Origin of the sequence: Streptomyces sp. NPDC086777 (assembly GCF_040702065.1) — a bacterium.
GTDB lineage: Bacteria > Actinomycetota > Actinomycetes > Streptomycetales > Streptomycetaceae > Streptomyces.
Window position 1 is genome coordinate 145,664 of the sequence record NZ_JBFBJI010000007.1, and the last position, 18,788, is coordinate 164,451.

An 18,788-nucleotide genomic window follows, 5' to 3' on the forward strand; every position below is an offset into this window, starting at 1 on the left:
AGCGCGCCTTGCACTCTCGATGGGCGAGTGCTAATCATTGGCGTTAGCACTCTGAAGGTGAGAGTGACAAAGAAGGACCGGGTCGGTGAGGCCCGCAGACCGGGTGGGGCAAGGAACCCACGGGTCGGCGAGCCGTCCGTCGCGGGCGCGGGCGCGGTCCGAAGACTCACCCCCAGTCCTGGAGGGACCACTTCACATGGCCAAGATCATCGCGTTCGACGAGGAGGCGCGGCGCGGCCTTGAGCGCGGTATGAACCAGCTCGCCGACGCCGTCAAGGTCACCCTCGGCCCCAAGGGCCGCAACGTCGTCCTTGAGAAGAAGTGGGGCGCCCCCACGATCACCAACGATGGTGTGTCCATCGCCAAGGAGATCGAGCTGGAGGACCCGTACGAGAAGATCGGCGCCGAGCTGGTCAAGGAAGTCGCCAAGAAGACGGACGACGTCGCCGGTGACGGTACGACCACCGCGACCGTGCTCGCCCAGGCCCTGGTCCGCGAGGGCCTGCGCAACGTGGCCGCCGGTGCCAACCCGATGGCCCTGAAGCGCGGTATCGAGAAGGCCGTCGAGGCCGTCTCCGGTGCCCTGCTCGAGCAGGCGAAGGACGTCGAGACCAAGGAGCAGATCGCCTCCACGGCCTCCATCTCCGCCGCCGACACCCAGATCGGCGAGCTCATCGCCGAGGCCATGGACAAGGTCGGCAAGGAAGGCGTCATCACCGTCGAGGAGTCCCAGACTTTCGGTCTGGAGCTGGAGCTCACCGAGGGTATGCGCTTCGACAAGGGCTACATCTCGGCGTACTTCGCCACCGACATGGAGCGTATGGAGGCGTCCCTCGACGACCCGTACATCCTGATCGCCAACTCGAAGATCGGCTCCGTCAAGGACCTGCTCCCGCTCCTGGAGAAGGTCATGCAGTCGGGCAAGCCGCTGCTGATCATCGCCGAGGACGTCGAGGGCGAGGCCCTGTCGACCCTGGTCGTCAACAAGATCCGCGGCACCTTCAAGTCCGTCGCCGTCAAGGCCCCGGGCTTCGGCGACCGCCGCAAGGCGATGCTGAACGACATCGCCATCCTCACCGGTGGCGAGGTCATCTCCGAGGAGGTCGGTCTCAAGCTGGAGAACACGACCCTCGACCTGCTGGGCCGCGCCCGCAAGGTGGTCATCACCAAGGACGAGACCACCATCGTCGACGGTGCCGGCTCCACCGAGCAGGTCCAGGGCCGGGTCAACCAGATCCGCGCCGAGATCGAGCAGTCCGACTCGGACTACGACCGCGAGAAGCTCCAGGAGCGCCTGGCCAAGCTCGCCGGTGGCGTCGCCGTCATCAAGGCCGGTGCCGCGACCGAGGTCGAGCTCAAGGAGCGCAAGCACCGCATCGAGGACGCCGTTCGCAACGCGAAGGCGGCCGTCGAGGAGGGCATCGTCGCCGGTGGCGGCGTGGCCCTGCTCCAGGCCTCCCAGGTGTTCGAGAAGCTGGAGCTCGAAGGTGACGAGGCGACCGGCGCCCAGGCCGTGAAGCTCGCCCTGGAGGCCCCGCTGAAGCAGATCGCCGTCAACGCCGGCCTCGAAGGCGGCGTCGTGGTGGAGAAGGTCCGCAACCTCACCCCGGGTCACGGCCTCAACGCCGCGACCGGTGAGTACGTCGACCTGGTCGCCGAGGGCATCATCGACCCGGCGAAGGTGACCCGCTCTGCCCTGCAGAACGCCGCCTCCATCGCCGCGCTGTTCCTCACCACCGAGGCCGTCATCGCCGACAAGCCGGAGAAGGCCGCCGCGGCCGCTCCGGGCGGCATGCCGGGCGGTGACATGGACTTCTGAGCCTGACGGCTCGGCAGCTCCTACGCAGCACCGAGGGCGGCACCCCCTGTTCGACGGGGGGTGCCGCCCTTCGGCGTCTCCGCGGCTGAACCCGGGTTTCGCCGGCACGGAAGTGGGTTGGCTCAAGCGGGAGTTGTCGGCCGGCCGGGATGCCGGGGCTCGTGTCCTGGGTCACCCGGCCGCCCGCGCGGGAGCGGGAATGGGTGCGACCGGGCAGGCCGTTGTGCACACACGTACACTCGATGCGCGTGCACATACCGGCCGGTAAGACCAATTCATGAGGAGCCCTCACATGACCGTCACCACGCCCCCCGCCTCCCGCGCGGCAGAGATCCTCGCCCGTCCCATCGCCCTGAACGGGCTCACGGTCCCCAACCGGATCGTGATGGCGCCGATGACCCGCCAGTTCAGCCCCGGCGGCGTCCCCGGCGAGGACGTGGTCTCGTACTACGCGCGCCGGGCCGCCGCCGGTGTCGGCCTGATCGTCACCGAGGGGACGTACGTCGGTCACGACTCGGCCGGGCAGAGCACCCGTGTCCCGCGGTTCCACGGCGAGGAGCAGCTGGCGGGCTGGGCGAAGGTCGCCGAGGGCGTGCACGCGGCCGGCGGCACGATCGTCCCGCAGCTGTGGCACGTCGGCATGGTCCGCAAGCAGGGCCAGCCGCCGGTCGCGGACGCCCCCGCCGTCGGCCCCTCCGGCATCCGCCTGGACGGCACCGAGGGCGAGGGCAGGGCGATGACCCGGCAGGACCTGGACGACGTCATCCGCGCGTTCGCCGAGGCCGCGGCCGCCGCCGAGCGCATCGGCTTCGACGGCGTCGAGCTGCACGGCGCCCACGGCTACCTGCTCGACCAGTTCCTGTGGGCGGGCACCAACCGCCGCACCGACGCCTACGGCGGCGACCCGGTCGCCCGGACGAAGTTCGCCGCGGAGATCGTGGCCGCGGTACGCGACTCGGTCTCCCCGGAGTTCCCGGTCGTCTTCCGCTACTCCCAGTGGAAGTCCGACAACTACGACGCCCGCCTCGCCCAAACCCCGGAGGAGCTGGAGGCGATCCTCACGCCACTGGCCGCCGCCGGTGTCGACGTCTTCCACGCCTCCACCCGCCGCTACTGGGTGCCCGAGTTCGATGGCTCCGACCTCAACCTGGCCGGCTGGACCAAGAAGCTCACCGGCAGGCCCACCATCACCGTCGGCTCCGTCGGCCTCGACGGCGACTTCATCAAGGCCTTCGCGGGCGAGGGCTCCCGGACCAGGGGCATCGACGACCTCCTCGACAGCCTGGAGCGCGACGAGTACGACATGGTCGCCGTCGGCCGCGCCCTCCTCCAGGACCCCGAGTGGGCGGCGAAGGTCCTGGCCGGCCGCACGGACGAGCTCACGTCCTATGAAGCGGCGGCGCTCAAGACGCTCAGCTGACTCCGTCCCTTCGCGCTCCGGCCCTGGCCGTGATACCCGGAGGAGACGAGCAGACGGCTGTGGAAGGGGTACGAGTTCGGCCCGTCCTCGCTGCCCGGCTGACGGCCCGGGGCCGAGGAGGGCCGGCGGGGAGACACCCCCGGATCACCGGTGCCGCGCGCTCCTGTTCCCCGCGTGACAGGAGGCGAGGGCATATCCACGGCAAGGCCGGACGGACGGGTCGAACGGGGGAACCGGACACGGCGCCTGGTGCTGGACCGGACCGTCGCGATCGCGTCCGTCGAGGGGCTGGACGCGTCGTCCGGACCGCTGGAGGAGACGCTGCGGCTGCCGGGGAGGGAGCCGGAGCGCCGGCCGGTGCGCCGGTGAGGGCCCCGGCCACGGGGTCCGGCCCGGTCGTCACCCCGGTGACGGTGCGGTGATCGGCTTCTCGAACCAGTGGTGGGCGTACGGCTCGTCGTTGAAGGCCGGGACCTCCTGGAAGCCGTAGGAGTGGTAGAGGTTGATCGCGGAACCGAGCGTCTTGTTGGTGTCCAGGCGCAGGGTGTCGTAGCCGTGCCGGGCGGCCTGTGCCTCCAGTTCGGTCAGGAACCGGCGGGCCAGGCCGAGTCTGCGGGCCTGTGGGGCGACCCACATGCGTTTGATCTCGGCCGGTGCCCCGGTCGGCATCTTCACCCCCGCACAGCCGATGGGCTCGCCGTGCAGCCGGGCGACCAGGAACAGGCCGCGCGGGGGGCGGAGTTCACCCGCGTCGGGCAGCAGGCTGCGCGCGGGGTCGAAGCCGGTGTCGAAGCGCTCCTGCAGCTCGGCGAAGTAGGCCAGCAGGCAGTGCCGGGCGTCGGGGTGGTCCGGGTCGACGACGTCGAGGGTGACCGTTCCGGCGGTCAGCAGCCGGTCGACCTCGGCCATGGCGGCGACCAGCCGGGCGCGCTGTTCGGCGTTGAGCGGCTGGAGCATCGAACCCGCCAGGTCGTCGCTGCGGTCGTCGAGCAGGGCGCGCTCCGCCCGCCCCTTCGCGGTCAGCCGCACGGTACGCACCCGCCTGTCCTGGGGCTGCGGCTCCACCGCCACCAGGCCGTCCGCCTCCAGGGAGCGCAGCAGCCGGCTGACGTACCCGGAGTCGAGCCCGAGCCGCTCCCGCAGCCGCCGCACGTCATCGCCCCGGTCGCCGATCTCCCAGAGCAGCCGGGCCTCGCCGATCGGCCGGTCCCGGCCCAGATAGCGGTCGTGGAGCACGCCCACGCGTTCGGTGACGGTGCGGTTGAACCGCCGTACCTGGTCGATCTGTGCAGCATCCATTCTCTGACCTTAGTCAGAGAATCCCGGAGGGGTCAGAGGCGTCCGCCTGCCGGGACGGGTCACGGCAGGATCGAGTCGACGTAGCCGCCGTCCACCCGGAGGGCGCCGCCGGTGGTGGCCGAGGCCTGTTCGGAACTGAGGTACACGACCATGTTCGCGATCTCCTCCGGTTCGATCAGGCGCTGCAGCAGCGACTGCGGGCGGTGCTCGCGCATGAAGACGCGCTGGGCCTCGTCCCAGGGCAGGTCGCGGTCGACGAGCTGGTGGACGAAGTCCTCGACGCCTGCGGTGTGGGTGGGGCCGGCGATCACGGAGTTCACCGTGACGCCCGTGCCGGCGGCCTGTTTGGCGAAGCCGCGGCCCACCGCGAGCAGCGCGGTCTTCGACATGCCGTAGTGGATCATCTCCGCCGGGATGACGACCGCCGAGTCGCTGGCGATGTACTGGACGCGCCCCCAGCCGCGTTCGGTCATGCCGGGCAGGAAGAGGCGGGTCAGCCGCACCGCGGCCAGGACGTTCACCTCGAAGTAGCGCCGCCACTCGGCGTCGGTGATCCGCAGCGGGTCCTCGGCGCCGAAGATCCCCAGGTTGTTGACGAGGATGTCCACCTGGGGCAGCGCCTCCGCCGCCCGCCGGGCCCCCTCCTCTCTGGTCACGTCCGCGGCGACCGGCACGAGATCGGCCCCGGGCGCCTGCTCCGCCAGCCGGGCCACGCTCTCCTCGACGCGTTTCGCGTCCCGGCCGTTGACCCCCACCCGGGCCCCGGCCCGGGCCAGGCCGACGGCGATGGCCGCGCCGATGCCCTGCGTGGAGCCGGTGACCAGTGCCGTGCGCCCCGTCAGATCGATCCTCATCCCGCCGAACCCCTTCCGCGTGTGTGTCTTCGCTCAGGTACCCGGGCGGGCGCTCCGGCACCGGGGGTTCGCGCGTTCAGCGCCTGGATGGCGGCACCGGCCGCTACAGATTGCCCAGCGGCTCGATGTCCACGTGCACGGGAGTGCCCCAGACCCGGAGCACCTCGTAGTCGGTGAACTCGTGCACCAGTCGGTAGGCCATCGCGGGACGGGACCCGCGCCGCTGGGCGGCGAGATACAGCTCCGCCTCGCGCCGGTCGCGCCGGGGGGTGCCGCACAGCTCCCACTCCCGGCCGTTCCACGCCTCCGGCAGCCAGCGCTGCTGCGGCTGCGGCCGGTCGGCGCGCACGCCGTACCGGGACATGGCGGGCCCGGTGGCCTCCTCCGGCACGGGCCGGGGTCCGCCCGCGAACTCCGACCGCCGCGCGGCCCGCCGCCGCGTCTCGCACAGCAGGCACAGATCGGGGGCGCTCTCGTCCACGGGCCCCTGTGGATGCTCGGCGCACCGGGTGGTCGGCGCGGCACGGCTGACGCTCTCCTCCAGCAGGTCGAGCGCCCGCCGCAGGTCGTCCTTCACCTCGTGCAACCTGGCATCGGTCGTCTCGCCCGTCAGGGCCTCCCCGTGCTCACCGAGCAGACGAAGAGCCCGGCCCAGGGCGGTGAGCTGGGAGTGGTTCATGGGGACCAGCGTGGCACACGGCGCTGACAATCCGTCGGCGAGATCAGTCGGCGTGGTCCTTGAGTTCCTCGGTGTCCAGGGTGAGGCCGAGGGGGTCGGGGTCGAGGCCCTTCACCCGTTCCCTGGGAAGAGGGCTCGGGGCTGGTGGTTCGAGTCTCGGGGCACTGCGCAGGGCCGCGAATTTCTCGGTGTCGTCGGTTTCGGGGGCGGGCGCGTAGACGACGATGCGGAGGTCGGAGCCGGGGACCGTGAGGACGTCGAGGTCGAGGGTGAGGTCGCCGACCAGGGGGTGTTCGACGGTCTTGCGGTCGCCGGTGTGGACGCCCGCGGTGCCGTTGGACCACAGCCGGGCGAAACGGGGGCTGGTGTGCAGGAGACGGTCGACGAGTAAGGCGAGGCGGGCGTCGTCGGGGTGGGCCACCGCCGTGACCCGCAGGTCGGCCACCAGGGACTCCTCCTCGGCCTCGTCGCCCGCCCAGGACCGTACCGGCCAGGCGGCGATGGAATCGATGCGGTGGCCGCCGTCGGAGCGGAACATCCCGGCGACGAGATTGCCCTGGTCCCAGCCGTACGTACGGGGGTCCCCGATGGCGGCGGCCCACATCCGGTTCCAGCTCAGCAGCGTCCAGTCGGCGGCGTAGACCGCGACCGGCGTGTCGCCCAGTTGCCGGACGAGTCGGTGGACCCTCGGCGGAACCTGCCGTGGCACGTCACCGGCGGCGGGCGGGGTGAGCCGGGCGCAGCGGAACAGGTGGTCGCGCTCCGTGGCATCCAGGCGCAGGGCCCTGGACAGGGCGCCGACGACCTGGGCCGAGGGGTTGCGGGCGCGGCCCTGTTCGAGCCGCACCACATAGTCGACGGACAGCCCGGCCAGGCGGGCCAGTTCCTCGCGGCGCAGACCGGGGATGCGCCGGTCCGCGGCGGATGCCGGCTCGCCCGGCAGGGGTGAACGGCGCTCCCGCCAGCCGCGCAGGGCGATGCCGAAGTTGTTCGTCGTTGCCATGCGGGCATCATCGTTCGCGATTGTTCGGATGGGCCGCGCACAGTGGAACGCTTGTGCCACATCTGGGTAAAGGCCTGCTTGTGGCAGCGGTCAGCGGCTGAGCGCGGCCTCGGCGGAGGTCCGGGCGGCCGCCCAGTGGGCCCGGGTGAAGGCGGCGGCGGAGTTCAGCGCCTCGTCGGCCTCTTCGAGCATGACGGCGAACGACTGGAAGACGTGCGGGACGTGGGGCCAGACCTGGAGGTCGACGCGGACGTCGTCGGCGGCGGCGCGGGCGGCCAGCCGGACGGCGTCGTCCAGCAGGATCTCGTGCGAGCCCACCTGGACGAGCAGCGGCGGCAGCCCCGTCAGGTCGGCGAAGACCGGGCTGGCCAGCGGCTCGGTGCCGGGCGTCGTCGGACCGAGGTAGTCGCGGGCCCGGGTGCGCAAGGCCTGCGGGGTGAGTGCCGGGTCCAGGTCGGCCTTGGCGGTCGCGCCGGCTCCGGACACCGTGAGGTCGGCCCAGGGTGAGAACACCGCGGCCGAGGACGGCTGGGGCAGCCCCGCCGCCTTGAGGGCGACCAGCGTCGCGACGGTCAGGCCGCCCCCGGCGGACTCGCCGACGAAGGCGATCCGGGCGGCGGGGACGCCCTGGTCGAGCAGCGCGCGGTACGCGGCCACCGCGTCGTCGACGGCCGCGGGGAACGGGTTCTCCGGCGCCAGCCGGTAGTCGACGCAGACGGCACGGGCGCCGACCCGCCGGGACACGTCGGCGGCCAGGCCCGCCGCGTCGGCGGCGGAGCCGATGGCGTACGCGCCGCCGTGGAAGTACAGCACCACGTCGGACGGATCGCCGCCCGGCGTCTCGACCGTGACGACAGGGACGCCGCCGAGCAGACCGGGGGTGGTCGTGACATCGGGGGGCAGCGGTATCGAGGTCATCATCTCGTGGAAGACCGCACGTGCTTCGGCTATGTCGCCGCCGACGTCGAGCGGGGAGTGCCGGAGCATCTCGTCGTGGTCGCGGCGTTGCTGCCCGGACATGGCTGTGCCTTTCGTAAGGGGGGCGGACGCGGAGGTGCCGACGGTGGCGCCGACGTTCAGCGCGGCGGGCCGAGGATGATCTGGCCGTACAGGTCGGCGGCCTCGGCCATCAGGTCCTTGGATATCTCGAACCCCTCCGGCCGTGCGGTCGACAGGTCGCGTCCGGCGTGCCGGAACATGCCCTCGATGCCCGCCGGAGTGCAGATCATCAACAGGTCGGCGGTGTCGGAGGTGATCCGGTAGCCGTGCGGGACGTTCTTGGGCAGATAGACGATCCCGCCCTCCGTCAGCTCCAGCTCCTGGTCGTCCGACCACACCAGCGCGGTGCCCTTGATCAGCATGAAGACCTCGTCCTCGCGGGTGTGCATGTGATACGGCGGCGCCTCCCCCCTGGCGACGCCGAACCGTCCCACGGTCAGCTGCCCGTCGGTGGCCGCACTGTCCAGGAGGACGGCGAACTGGCCGCCGTCGAGCCATTCGAGCTTCTGCTGCTGGTCGGGCTGGGCGAGGTACATCATGCTCACGGCGGTGTCCGTTCGGTGTGGGTGACCGGTGTGGGGTGACCATCCCGCGCCGATGATCCTCTTCCGGAACCGGCCGTCGCCAGAGCCCGGGGTAGGACCAGCGGTACCACCGGCCGCGCCGCACAGAGCGCGGAGCACGGAACCCCGGATCGCGGCGTGTGAGGGGCCGTACCGCCACTACCGGCTCTGGCCGGGCGCTCTGGAGGACGTACTCGCCGGCCTCTCCGTCGCCTCCCCGGCCGAGGTCACCGCCCGCGCCCAGGCCCTGGCGCGGCGCCCTCGGGGCCACGACCACGGCTCTTGACGCCCTCGACGAAGGCCGACCAGGTCTCCGGCAGGAAGGTGAGTGCCGGGCCGTGGGGGGCGGTCTTGGAGTCGCGGACGGGGATCAGGGTGGGGTGGGCGGCGGTGACTTCGAGGCAGTTGTCGCCGCCGCCGCCGCTGTAGCTCGACTTGATCCATACGGCCGTGCTCAGGACGTGGTCAGGGATGTTCCGCATGGCCGTAATCCTCCGCCAACGCCTCGATCAAGACCAGGGACTTCTCTTGCGAGAGCGCGGATGCCACGAGGAGATCGAACACGAACCTCAGTTGGGTGACGGTTGCCGGGTCGTCCTCCAACCGTCCGCTGCGGACCCCCTCCAGGTAGACCAGCGGAGGAGCGTCCTCGAAGTCCATCAGCTTCAGGGCACCCTGCATCGCCGTGTGTGCACCCGCGCTGAGCGGCAGAACCTGCACGATGACCCGGCTTCGTCGGACCAGAGCGGCGAGGTGACGCAAGGCTTCCGACATCACCGCCCGGCCGCCGGTCTCCCGGCGCAGCGCTGCCTCGTCAAGCACCGCCCACAACAAGGGCTTTGTCGGGTGTGCGAGCAGACTTGCCCGCGCCATCCGGCCTTCTACCCACTCCTCGATCGTCTCCTCCGGCGTGGTGGGGTCGTACCCACGGTTCACGGCCCGTGCGTACGCGGCTGTCTGCAACAACCCCGGGATGAGGAGTGGCGCGTACTCCCTGATCGCCGTGGCCTGTGCCTCCGACTCCGCCACTTCCGCAAAGTGCTGCGGATACTTCGACTTGGCCGCCGCCCCGCAGTTCCGAATGAAGAAGCCCCCCGTCTTCAGGACTTCGTCCAGCATCCGCGCGTACTCCGGCTGCATCCGCCGCGTTCCCGCCTCCAACTGCCCGATGAACGAGCCGCTCACGAACAGCCGTTGGCCCAACTCCGCCTGGCTCAGCTCCGCCTTCTCCCGTGCGTGCCGCAACTCCGCCCCCAGCATGGCTCGCGGTGATGACGACGGGTCCAGGTCTTTCGGTCCTGTCATGGGCAACTCCCGCTCCGAACAGCCGAGGTTGTTGGGATGTCCTGTCTGGCCAGGTTAGAGGCGCGCCCGACACGCTGTGTGGCGAACCGAGAACTCAGCGTGGAGGTACGGAATGGTGCTGCGATCCACCGAAGAAGTCGTGGAGACGTTGCGGGCGGCCTTGCGGGGCGTCGGTGTCGTCCTGCCGTCGCTCTGCGTCGACCCGGTGACCGGCGCGAGCGACGAGCCCTTCGCCCTGGTCGAGTTGGGGCGGTGCAATGTGCGGGTCGCGGAGCGGCTGGCCTCGGTGGTCCGAGGGGAACGGCCGCCGCTCGGGACGTACGTGACGGACCTACGGGACAGGCGGATCGGCGAGGTCAGGGGGCATGTCGGCGGGAAGGTGCAGCTGCGGCCCGTGGCGGGTGGGCGGGAGTGGGACTGCCCGCCCGAGTCGCTGGAGCCGGCGCCGCCGGACGAGGTGCTGCGGGCGCAGGTGCGGCGGGTCAACGGGACGCGGCGGCTGCCCTGTTGACGTTTGGAGAGGAAGTCCGCTCTGTAGTGTCGCCATCATGAGCGTCGAGGCAGCGGTCGTCCGGGAAGCGGACGACGAGTCGGTTGAGGCATGGGCGCGCTTGCTGCCGCAGCTTTCGAGTACGGCCAGTCCGCTGGATCGCGGGGCCGTGCGGGCGCTGCTCGGCAGCGATGCGAACACAGTGCTCCTGGCCCGGGCAGAGGGCCAAGTGGTCGGGATGCTGACGTTGGTCATGTTTCCCTTGCCTTCCGGTCTGCGGGCCCGCATCGAGGACGTGGTGGTGGACGAGGCCGCGCGGGGGCAAGGCGTCGGGGGCGCTCTGACCGAGGAGGCTCTGCGGCTGGCGGAGGCGGCGGGCGCTCGCACTGTGGATCTCACCTCGCGTCCGTCCAGGCAGGCGGCGAACCGGCTGTACGAGCGCCTCGGTTTCGAGGCGAGGGATTCCCGGGTCTACCGCTTCGTCCTGCAGCGGTGAGCGGAGCCGTGCCGACGGACATCACTGAACGCGAGCTGACCATCCCTGGGCAGGCGTTCTGATCGCTCCGGCGCACGGGAGCGAGGTCGGCGTTCTGGTCCTGGCGGGATCCAGTGGGCGCGTCGAGCGGGAGCGGGCGCGCATCCTCGCTCGGCAGGGCTTCGCGGCCTTGGCGATCCGCTGGTTCGGTGGGCCCGGGCAGCCGCCGGGTATCTGCGAAGTCCCCCTGGAGACCTTCACCGCCGCCGTCGACTTCCTCCGGCAGGGCGGAGCGCACCGCATCGGAATTCTCGGTGTCTCCAAGGGGGCCGAAGCGGCTCTGCTCACGGCTGTGCACGACCGGCGTGTGGACGTGGCGATCGCGCTGTCGCCCACCTCGCGAGTCTGGTGCAATGTCGGCCCGGGGCGCGACGGAGCGCACCACCCGTATCGCTCGTCCTGGACCTGGCGGGAACGGTCGCTGCCGTTCGTCCCGATGGACGATTCCTGGGCTCCCGCGGAGCCGGACAGCGGGCCCGTCGCCATCCGGGGATGGTACGAACGGAGCGAGCGGACGTTCGCTCGCTCACTTGCGTCGGCGGAGATCCCCGTGGACACGGCCAGAGCGGATCTCCTGTTGGTGGCGGGCGGCGATGACGCGATGTGGCCGTCGCTTCCCTTCGCCGAGCAGCTGGCGCAACGCCGGCGGTCGGTGGGGGCAACCGTGCGTCTGATCGCCCGCGACGACGCCGGCCACCGGCCGCGCCTTCCTGGCGAGAGCCCCGTGCCGGCGTCTCCGCGCTTCAGGTACGGGGGCACTCCCGAAGCGGACGCGCTCCTTGGCAGGGCGGCGTGGCCGCACATCCTCGACGTGCTCGGCGGCGGAAGGGCCGGTGCCGAGGACCGCTGAAACTGGCCAACTTCTGTTGGGACGCCGGGCACGGCGCCGACAACGACCCCGGTGACTTCGTCACCTGGATCGCCGAGGTGACGGGCCACCCGGGATACCTGGGCCCCTGAAGCAGGCGTACGTCGCCAGGAAGCCCACGGCGTACCCGGTCAGCAGGCCGCCCGCGTAGATCGTCGCCGCCAGGGCCGGGCCCCTGTTGCCCGTGAGGAGGGGGAACAGGGCCCAGCCCGAGGGGCCGATGGCGGTGGCGCCCACCCGGTCGCCGAGCACCGCGAAGAAGCCGACGAAGGCACCGCCCGCCGCCCCGCCCGCGCAGGCGGTGAGGAAGGGGCGGCCGAGGGGGAGCGAGACGCCGTAGATGAGGGGTTCGCCCACGCCCAGCAGGCCCGCAGGGAGCGCCGACCTGATCGTCGTACGGAGCCGCGTGTCGTGGCGGAGGCGGGCGTAGACGGCGATCGCCGCGCCGACCTGGCCGGCGCCCGCCATGGCGAGGAGGGGGAGCAGGACGGTGTAGCCCTGCTGCTGGATGAGGGTGGTGTGGATGGGGATCAGGGCCTGGTGCAGGCCCAGCATGACGAGGGGGAGGAAGAGGCCGCCGAGGACGAGGCCGGCGAGCGGGCCGGTGGTGGCGAGCAGCCAGTTGGCCGCGGTGCCGATGGCGGAGGAGACGAGACCGGCCGCGTACATGAGGCCGTAGAGCGTGGCGAGGCCCGCGACGAGGACGGTGACCGTGGGGGTGAGGAGCACGTCGAGGGCGTCCGGGACGCGCCCCCGGCACCACCTCTCGACGCCGACAGCGAGCAGCGCCGCCGCCAGGGCCCCGAGGACCCCGCCCTGGCCGGGCGCCAGCGCCACCCCGAAGGCCGTCACCTTGGTGACGCCCGGATAGACGACGACCGCCGCGACCGCGCCGCCGAGCACGGGCGTCCCGCCGAACACCTTCGCCGTGTTGTATCCGACGAAGACGCTGATCAGCGCCATGAAGCCGGAGGCGATGGCGGCGAGGGCCGGGGTCAGTCCGGGCAGCCAACCCGCGTTCACGAGCAGCCCGTTGAGGCCGGCCAGCACCCCGCAGCCGATCAGGGCGGGGATGAGCGGCACGAACACGTCCGCGACGCGGCGCAGGGCGGTCTTGACGGGGGTCGCGTTGCGCCGGGCGCGGGCGGCTCTTAGTTCGGCGCCACGGGCGGCGAGATCCATGCCGTCGGCGGACCGGAGGCCGCCCGGGACGGCGCCGCCCCGGGCGGGGCCGGTTGCCGCGGGGCCGGTTGCCGCGGGGCCGGTCGGCGCGAAGTCGCCCGGCCGGTCGTCGCCCGGCGCACGCGGGGCCGTCGCGGTGGCGTCGAGCAGCCTTTCGAACTCGGCGGTCACCGCCACCACCGCACCCGGGCCGATCACCACCTGGAGGGTGTCCCCGTCGGCCACCACCCCCAGCACCCCGGGCACCGCCCGCACCGCCTCCGCGTCGACCCGCTCCCGGTCGGCGACGCCCAGCCGCAGCCGGGTCATGCAGTGGGCGACGGAGGTGACGTTCCCGGGGCCGCCGACCAGGGGCAGCAGCGCGGCGGCGGTGTCGTACGACGATCTCTGCACCCCCCGAGGGTGCGCGTCAGCCGCCCGTCGCGGTGAGCGCCGCGCGCAGATGGCCGCCGGACTCCTCCAGAAGGCGGGCGGCGGTGGGCCCGTCGACACCGGCCAGGACCACCAGGACGGCGGGCTTGACCTCGCCGTCGGTGGCGGTGAGGGCCGCCTCGATCTCGTCGTCCGACGCGCCCGTGGCGAGCGCCACGATCCGCCGCGACCGGGCCCGCAGCTTCTCGTTCGAGGCGCGCACGTCGACCATCAGGTTCCCGTAGGTCTTGCCGAGCCGGATCATCGCGATCGTCGACAGCATGTTGAGGACGAGCTTCTGTGCGGTGCCGGCCTTGAGCCGGGTGGACCCGGTGAGCAGTTCGGGGCCGACGACGACCTCGATCCCGTGCTCGGCGGCGGCCGCGAGCGCGCTGCCCGCGTTGCAGGAGAGGCCGACGGTCAGGGCGCCGAGGGCGCGGGCGTGCTCGACGGCGCCGACGGCGTAGGGGGTCCGGCCGGAGGCGGAGACGCCGACGACGGAGTCGGCGGGCCCGATGCCGAGCGCGCCGAGGTCCGTGCGGGCCAGCTCGGCCGAGTCCTCGGCCCCTTCCACGGACGTCACCATGGCCGCCGGCCCGCCCGCGATGATCCCGACGACCTGACCGGGCCGGGTGTTGAAGGTCGGCGGACACTCCGAGGCGTCCAGGATCCCCAGCCGTCCGGCCGTCCCGGCCCCGGCGTAGACCAGCCGCCCGCCCTGGGCCATCCGGGCGGCGATGCCGTCGATCGCGGCGGAGATCTGCGGCAGCCGCAGAGCCACGGCGGCGGCCACCCCGGCGTCCTCGGCGTTCATCAGGCGTGCGATGTCGAGGGTGGGCAACGTGTCGATCTCGGCGAGCTCGGGCCGGAAGGCTTCGGTAGTGAGCGCTTCCAGCTCGCTGCGGAGGGAGCGGTGTTCGGTGGTCATTCGGATACGGCTCTTTTCGACGCGGACCGGTGCATCAACTCAGGGTGGCTGGGGGTACCCCCGGCCGAAGGCTGGGGGAGGAACGGCGCGACACACCACGGCGAACCGGCACGCTCCCGCAATGATCAAGTCCTACGGTCTATCGGGGCACGCTCCGGTGCCGGTGCGCCAACGCCTCGTACGACGCCGCCAGCGCCGGCGCCGCCGCGTCGTACGTCCGCTGCGCCACCCCCACGAACAGGCAGTCCACCACCAGCAACTGCCCGGTCCGCGACGACATCGCCGCCGGCCGCAGCTCGCTCTCCCGCGCCGTCGACGTCGTCAGCACATGGTCGGCGTACTGCGTCACCGACGACCCCGGCCGCCCGGTGATCGCGACGGTCGTCGCGCCCCGTTCGAAGGCCACCCGCAGCGGCTCTATGACGTCTCCGGTCGACCCGGAGTGCGTGATCGCTATCGCCACGTCCCCGGCCCGCAACTGCACCGCGTTGGTGACCGCGAGATGCGGATCGCTGTGGGCGTGCGCTATCAGCCCTATCCGCAGCAGCTTCTGCGTGAGGTCCTGGGCGACCAGCCCCGACGCCCCGATGCCGTACACGTCGGTCCGCCGCGCCCCGGTGAGAGCGCTGACGGCGGCCCCCAGCTGCAGCGTGTCGAGACCGGCCGCCGTGTCCGCGAGCGTCTGCTGCTCGTCGTAGGCGAGTTTCGCGACGACGTCGGCGATCGGGTCGTCGACGGCGATGTCGGTGGTGATCGCGGGCGCCCGCCCCGACTGCTGGTGGGCTGCGAGCCCGGCGAGGGCGAGCCGCAGGTCGCGGTAGCCCGGGTAACCGAGCAGCCGGGCGGTGCGGACGACGGTCGCCTCGCTGGTCCCGGTCAGTTCCGCGAGGCCGGTGACCGTGAGGGCCGCGCAGCCGGCGGGGTCGCCGGCGACGGCCTCGGCGACGCGCTGCATGGAGCGGGTCATGGAGGGGGCGAGGGTCCGCACCTTGGCCGCGAGCGCGGCGGGAGCCGGCGGCGCACCACCGCTGCCCCGGCCGCCGCCGTCTCCGTGACTGCCGAAAATTTCCTTCACGCGCTCGGTCACCCCTGAAAGATATTTTCGTTTCGGGTGCCCGGTCAAGACCGCGCACAATAGGACCATGGACCCCGTAAGCCCCTTGGAACAGGCGCTGCACGCAGCCCGCGCCCTCGTGCTCGCCGACCTGGTCGCGGGCGAGGTAGCCGAGGCGGACGTGGTCTCGCTGGTCGAGGACTCCGTCGTACAGCGCCGCTGGTGGGTGGAGCAGTGGCCGGAGGGCGTGGCGTACGTGGCGGGGCTGGTGGCGCAGGACGTGCAGGACGCGCTCCTGGAGCGGTACGGCCGCTGGCCGCTGTGCCCGGTGTGCGGCTCCGGCGACCCGCACGCCCTGGACGTCGAACCCGAACTCGGCCCGGATCCGCACTGGGTGTGCCACAAGGCGGGCGTGAAGGTCGCCTCGGTCGGCTCGCTCGGCGGTTCCCCGGGTGACGGGACGCCCTCCTCGTGACGGAGTTCTCATGACGGTGTACATCGATCCGCCGAACTGGCCCGGCCACGGCCGGATGTGGTCCCACCTGGTCAGTGACGTCTCGTACGCCGAACTGCACGCCTTCGCCGAGGGCATGGGCGTACTGCGCCGTGCCTTCGAGCGTGACCACTACGACATCCCCTCGCACCGCTACCCGGACGCGGTCCGGGCCGGTGCCGTGGAGGTCAGCAGCCGCGAGGTGGTACGGCTGCTGCACGGTGCGGGGCTGCGCCGGCGCAAGAGCGACGTGCCCCGCCGGTGACGGCGCCCGAAGCCCCCTACTCCGCCGCCCGCAACGCGAAGGCCAGTTCCGCGTCGCCCTCGCTCACCTTGCCGAACCCGGCACGGGTGACGACCGCCTGGGAGGCGGTGTTGGCGGTTTCGACGGTGGCGAACAGGGTGTGTACGTCGTCGCGGGCCAGGGCCCAGTCGGCCAGGGCGCGGAGCGCTTCGGTCGCGTAGCCGTGGCCGCGGGCGGCCTCGGCCAGGTCGTAGCCGATCTCCACCCGGCCCTCCTCGTCCGGGGCGGAGTGGAAGCCGATGCCGCCGACCGCACGGCCGTCCGTGTGGCGGACCAGGGCGAAGACGCCGAACTCCGGCCGGTGGACGCCCCCTTCGTACGCCTTCAGGAGGAAGCCGGCGGCGTCCCGGGTGCCCTCGTAGGGGCCGCCGTCGACCCACTCGAAACCGCCGTCGCCGCCGAGGCGCAGGTCACGGGCCTCGGCGGGGCGGATGCCGACCAGGTCGAGGCGCTCGGCGGGGATGACCAGGTTGTTGTACCAGCGCCAGTCGGTGACCGGGGCGCGGCCGGGCAGCTCACCGCGGCCGGTGGCCCACAGGAGGGTCGGCCAGGCGGCGGGGCCTGGCTGGACGTGCGGGAACAGCCAGGCCAGGACGGACTCGGCGAGTTCCTCGGAGGGCCGGTAGGGGAGCCCGAGGCCCAGCGCCATGTCGTGGGTGTGCAGCAGGACTTCGGCGACGCCCATCGCCGCGAAGCCCGCGCGGTCCGCGCTGCGGAAGGGGTACGGATGGAAGGCGCGGACCTGGCGGGAGGTGGTGCGGACGGTGGCGGCGAGCAGGGCGCCGGTCGTCTCGATCACGTGCAGCAGACCGGAGTTGTCGGTCCCGTCGTCGACCCTGAGCTCGAAGGGCACGTAGGCGTCCTGGGCGCGCCCGGCCAGGTTCGCGGCGTACGCGACGAGGTCGTCGGCGACATGGACCGCCGTCTCGTGGCAGTTCCAGTCCAGCCTGCCGGCCGTCACCTCCGTCCAGTCGCCCGTCACCGCCGGCCGCAGCGCGGTCACACAGCCCGCGACGGCCTCTTCCACCTGGTCCCCACCCATGGCACGCATGGGTCGCACCCTAGGGCGCCGGATCCTCGGCGGTCGACAGCATTTCCAGCTCGGCGGCGAGGTTGTAGCGGGCGGTCGGCTCCCACTCGGTACGGCCGTACGGAGTTCTGAACAGCCCCGGCAGGTCGAGGAGTTGGCGAAGGATCGCGGAACGGCCCGCGCGGAAGGCGTCGTTCGGGACGAAGTGGTACTCCTCGCGCACCTCGGCCGTGTAGGCGGCGTACGCGGCCGGCCGGGCGGCGAGGACCGCGAGGTCGGCGTCGCACAGGACCTCGCCGTTGCGGTCCCCGGGGGCCGGGTCGTGGGTGACGGTGAGCCGGACCAGGCGGGCCACCTCGGCGGTCTGCCTCGCCGGGAGACCGGCCTCGGGGAGCGCCCGTTCGGCGAGGCGGGCCGAACGCTCCTCGTTCGTCGACCGGTCCGGCAGGTACACCGCGTCGTGGAACCAGGCGGCGAGCCGGACCAGGTCCGGGTCGTCCGCGTACTCCTCCAGCACGTCGATGCGGTCGAGGACCGCGACGAGGTGGGCGACCGTGTGGTACCGGCGCTGGGGCTCCCGCCAGCGGCGGAGCAGTTCGTCGGCGTACGGGTCGGGGTCGGGGTGGCGGGGGTCGTCGTCCCGCGCCATGAGGAGGGCGCCCCGCCAGCGGGAGCGCAGATCCCTTTCCTGGAGATCGTCCATGCGCCCATTCTCCCGCCCGCCACCGGCATCCCCCTAGCGTGGGGCACATGACTGCTGCCGACGACACACGCGACCCCTTCCTCCCCGGCCGTCTCCTCGCCGTCGAGCGCGACGCGCTGATCCCACTCCTGCGCTCCCGCCCGGACGCGGACTTCGCGCGGCCGGCCGCCGCCTGTCCCGGGTGGACGGTGCGGGACGTGCTGGCCCACTGTTCGTCCGCGCTGATCCGGGTGGTCGAAGGCCGCTTCGGGCCCGGTGTGTTCTCGCCCGAGTCGAACGACCGGGACATCGCCGAGCGCGCCGACTGGGCGAACGCCCGGGTCCTCGACGAGCTGGAGCGCGGGATGACCGAGGCGGGCGACGTGATCGCCGGCCGGGCGGACGGGCGCCTGGACCCGGTCGCCTTCGGCGAGTGGGTGCACGCGGGTGACGTCCGCGACACCCTCGGCGAACCCGGCGCCTACACGGGCCCTGGCCTGCCCCACGCGCTCTCGCTGCTGGCCCGGGTGACCCGGACGCGGGGGCACCTGCGGCTCCAGGCCGACCTGGACGACGTGGACGACCCGCTGCACCTGGGCGAGACCAGCGGGACCAGGACCCCGGCCCGCTTCATGGGGGACGCGGCGACGCTCGTCCGGCTGTACACCGGGCGGTCGCCGGACGGGGCGGCGTACGAGCTGATGGGGGCGGAGGCCGCCGAGCTGAACATCTACGGCTGAATACGGACCCTGTGTGACGGGGGCGGTCTCGCGGCCGTCGGTGTTCCCCGCGTACCCTGGATTGGACTAGACCTCCGGACTAGACCTCTTGTGGGAGGTGCCCGGGGTGCACGGGGAACACCACGGAAGG

General features: G+C 72.3%; 21 protein-coding genes and 1 pseudogene. 9 read left to right on the plus strand and 13 right to left on the minus strand.

Annotation, left to right across the window (positions count from 1 at the left end; genetic code table 11):
* The first annotated feature begins 196 nt into the window (after window positions 1-196).
* The 3 genes and pseudogenes from groL to AB0472_RS12830 form a co-directional block, all read left to right on the plus strand.
* On the plus strand, window positions 197-1,819 hold the full coding sequence (gene groL, locus AB0472_RS12820) for a chaperonin GroEL (protein ID WP_294001208.1): 1,623 nt from the start codon (window positions 197-199) through the stop codon (window positions 1,817-1,819).
* Between the two features lie 292 nt (window positions 1,820-2,111).
* Window positions 2,112-3,239 carry an NADH:flavin oxidoreductase gene (locus tag AB0472_RS12825; protein ID WP_366355934.1) on the plus strand — a complete coding sequence of 376 codons (1,128 nt, stop codon included), beginning with the start codon at window positions 2,112-2,114 and terminating at the stop codon, window positions 3,237-3,239.
* Window positions 3,240-3,431: 192 nt separating this feature from the next.
* Window positions 3,432-3,533, plus strand: a pseudogene (locus AB0472_RS12830) (TetR/AcrR family transcriptional regulator); the annotation flags it as partial.
* A 105-nt stretch (window positions 3,534-3,638) separates the two neighbouring features.
* Here AB0472_RS12830 and AB0472_RS12835 read toward each other — a convergent pair.
* From AB0472_RS12835 to AB0472_RS12870, 8 genes are all read right to left on the minus strand, one after another.
* Window positions 3,639-4,538 (minus strand): helix-turn-helix domain-containing GNAT family N-acetyltransferase, encoded by a 900-nt coding sequence (locus AB0472_RS12835; RefSeq protein ID WP_366355936.1) that lies wholly within the window; start codon window positions 4,536-4,538, stop codon window positions 3,639-3,641.
* Between the two features lie 59 nt (window positions 4,539-4,597).
* On the minus strand, window positions 4,598-5,392 hold the full coding sequence (locus tag AB0472_RS12840; RefSeq protein ID WP_366355937.1) for an SDR family oxidoreductase: 795 nt from the start codon (window positions 5,390-5,392) through the stop codon (window positions 4,598-4,600).
* A gap of 103 nt (window positions 5,393-5,495) precedes the next feature.
* Window positions 5,496-6,071, minus strand: coding sequence for a hypothetical protein (locus tag AB0472_RS12845; RefSeq protein WP_366355938.1), 576 nt, complete (start codon window positions 6,069-6,071; stop codon window positions 5,496-5,498).
* Window positions 6,072-6,114: 43 nt separating this feature from the next.
* Window positions 6,115-7,074 (minus strand): helix-turn-helix transcriptional regulator, encoded by a 960-nt coding sequence (locus AB0472_RS12850; RefSeq protein ID WP_366355940.1) that lies wholly within the window; start codon window positions 7,072-7,074, stop codon window positions 6,115-6,117.
* Window positions 7,075-7,164: 90 nt separating this feature from the next.
* On the minus strand, window positions 7,165-8,094 hold the full coding sequence (locus AB0472_RS12855) for an alpha/beta hydrolase fold domain-containing protein (RefSeq protein WP_366355942.1): 930 nt from the start codon (window positions 8,092-8,094) through the stop codon (window positions 7,165-7,167).
* Between the two features lie 56 nt (window positions 8,095-8,150).
* On the minus strand, window positions 8,151-8,612 hold the full coding sequence (locus AB0472_RS12860) for a cupin domain-containing protein (RefSeq protein WP_366356134.1): 462 nt from the start codon (window positions 8,610-8,612) through the stop codon (window positions 8,151-8,153).
* A gap of 251 nt (window positions 8,613-8,863) precedes the next feature.
* On the minus strand, window positions 8,864-9,118 hold the full coding sequence (locus AB0472_RS12865) for a DUF397 domain-containing protein (RefSeq protein WP_366355944.1): 255 nt from the start codon (window positions 9,116-9,118) through the stop codon (window positions 8,864-8,866).
* Window positions 9,102-9,941 (minus strand): helix-turn-helix transcriptional regulator, encoded by an 840-nt coding sequence (locus AB0472_RS12870; protein ID WP_366355946.1) that lies wholly within the window; start codon window positions 9,939-9,941, stop codon window positions 9,102-9,104. The genes AB0472_RS12865 and AB0472_RS12870 overlap by 17 nt, the downstream gene beginning before the upstream one ends.
* A 118-nt stretch (window positions 9,942-10,059) precedes the next feature.
* On the opposite strand from AB0472_RS12870, the gene AB0472_RS12875 reads away from it, so the two are divergent.
* The 3 genes from AB0472_RS12875 to AB0472_RS12885 all read left to right on the plus strand — a co-directional run bounded on the left by AB0472_RS12875 (window position 10,060) and on the right by AB0472_RS12885 (window position 11,816).
* On the plus strand, window positions 10,060-10,452 hold the full coding sequence (locus AB0472_RS12875; RefSeq protein ID WP_366356136.1) for a hypothetical protein: 393 nt from the start codon (window positions 10,060-10,062) through the stop codon (window positions 10,450-10,452).
* A 37-nt stretch (window positions 10,453-10,489) separates the two neighbouring features.
* Window positions 10,490-10,927, plus strand: a complete 438-nt coding sequence (locus AB0472_RS12880) for a GNAT family N-acetyltransferase (protein WP_366355947.1) — start codon at window positions 10,490-10,492, stop codon at window positions 10,925-10,927.
* A 169-nt stretch (window positions 10,928-11,096) separates the two neighbouring features.
* On the plus strand, window positions 11,097-11,816 hold the full coding sequence (locus AB0472_RS12885) for an acyl-CoA thioester hydrolase/BAAT C-terminal domain-containing protein (protein ID WP_366355949.1): 720 nt from the start codon (window positions 11,097-11,099) through the stop codon (window positions 11,814-11,816).
* Between the two features lie 60 nt (window positions 11,817-11,876).
* Here AB0472_RS12885 and AB0472_RS12890 read toward each other — a convergent pair whose 3' ends face one another.
* The 3 genes from AB0472_RS12890 to AB0472_RS12900 all read right to left on the minus strand — a co-directional run bounded on the left by AB0472_RS12890 (window position 11,877) and on the right by AB0472_RS12900 (window position 15,442).
* On the minus strand, window positions 11,877-13,409 hold the full coding sequence (locus AB0472_RS12890) for a PTS transporter subunit EIIC (protein ID WP_366355951.1): 1,533 nt from the start codon (window positions 13,407-13,409) through the stop codon (window positions 11,877-11,879).
* 16 nt (window positions 13,410-13,425) lie between these two features.
* A complete protein-coding gene (murQ, locus tag AB0472_RS12895; protein WP_366355953.1) occupies window positions 13,426-14,355 on the minus strand; it encodes an N-acetylmuramic acid 6-phosphate etherase in 930 nt (309 codons plus the stop codon).
* A 139-nt stretch (window positions 14,356-14,494) separates the two neighbouring features.
* Window positions 14,495-15,442 (minus strand): MurR/RpiR family transcriptional regulator, encoded by a 948-nt coding sequence (locus AB0472_RS12900; protein ID WP_366355955.1) that lies wholly within the window; start codon window positions 15,440-15,442, stop codon window positions 14,495-14,497.
* Window positions 15,443-15,497: 55 nt separating this feature from the next.
* Here AB0472_RS12900 and AB0472_RS12905 point away from each other — a divergent pair, with 55 nt between their 5' ends.
* Complete coding sequence (locus tag AB0472_RS12905; RefSeq protein ID WP_366355957.1) at window positions 15,498-15,884, plus strand: hypothetical protein; 387 nt, start codon at window positions 15,498-15,500, stop codon at window positions 15,882-15,884.
* Between the two features lie 10 nt (window positions 15,885-15,894).
* Window positions 15,895-16,167 carry a DUF4031 domain-containing protein gene (locus AB0472_RS12910; protein WP_366355959.1) on the plus strand — a complete coding sequence of 91 codons (273 nt, stop codon included), beginning with the start codon at window positions 15,895-15,897 and terminating at the stop codon, window positions 16,165-16,167.
* A gap of 16 nt (window positions 16,168-16,183) precedes the next feature.
* Here the strand turns inward: AB0472_RS12910 and AB0472_RS12915 are convergent, their stop codons facing one another.
* Together AB0472_RS12915 and AB0472_RS12920 are read right to left on the minus strand one after the other, a co-directional pair.
* Entirely contained in the window at window positions 16,184-17,257 is a 1,074-nt protein-coding gene (locus AB0472_RS12915; RefSeq protein ID WP_366355961.1) for a GNAT family N-acetyltransferase, read from the minus strand.
* A gap of 10 nt (window positions 17,258-17,267) precedes the next feature.
* The gene (locus AB0472_RS12920; protein WP_366355963.1) at window positions 17,268-17,939 is read right to left on the minus strand and encodes a hypothetical protein; all 672 of its coding nucleotides are present in this window, start codon (window positions 17,937-17,939) and stop codon (window positions 17,268-17,270) included.
* Between the two features lie 47 nt (window positions 17,940-17,986).
* Between AB0472_RS12920 and AB0472_RS12925 the strand changes: the two genes are divergently transcribed.
* Window positions 17,987-18,658 carry a maleylpyruvate isomerase family mycothiol-dependent enzyme gene (locus tag AB0472_RS12925; RefSeq protein ID WP_366355965.1) on the plus strand — a complete coding sequence of 224 codons (672 nt, stop codon included), beginning with the start codon at window positions 17,987-17,989 and terminating at the stop codon, window positions 18,656-18,658.
* Window positions 18,659-18,788: the final 130 nt, after the last annotated feature.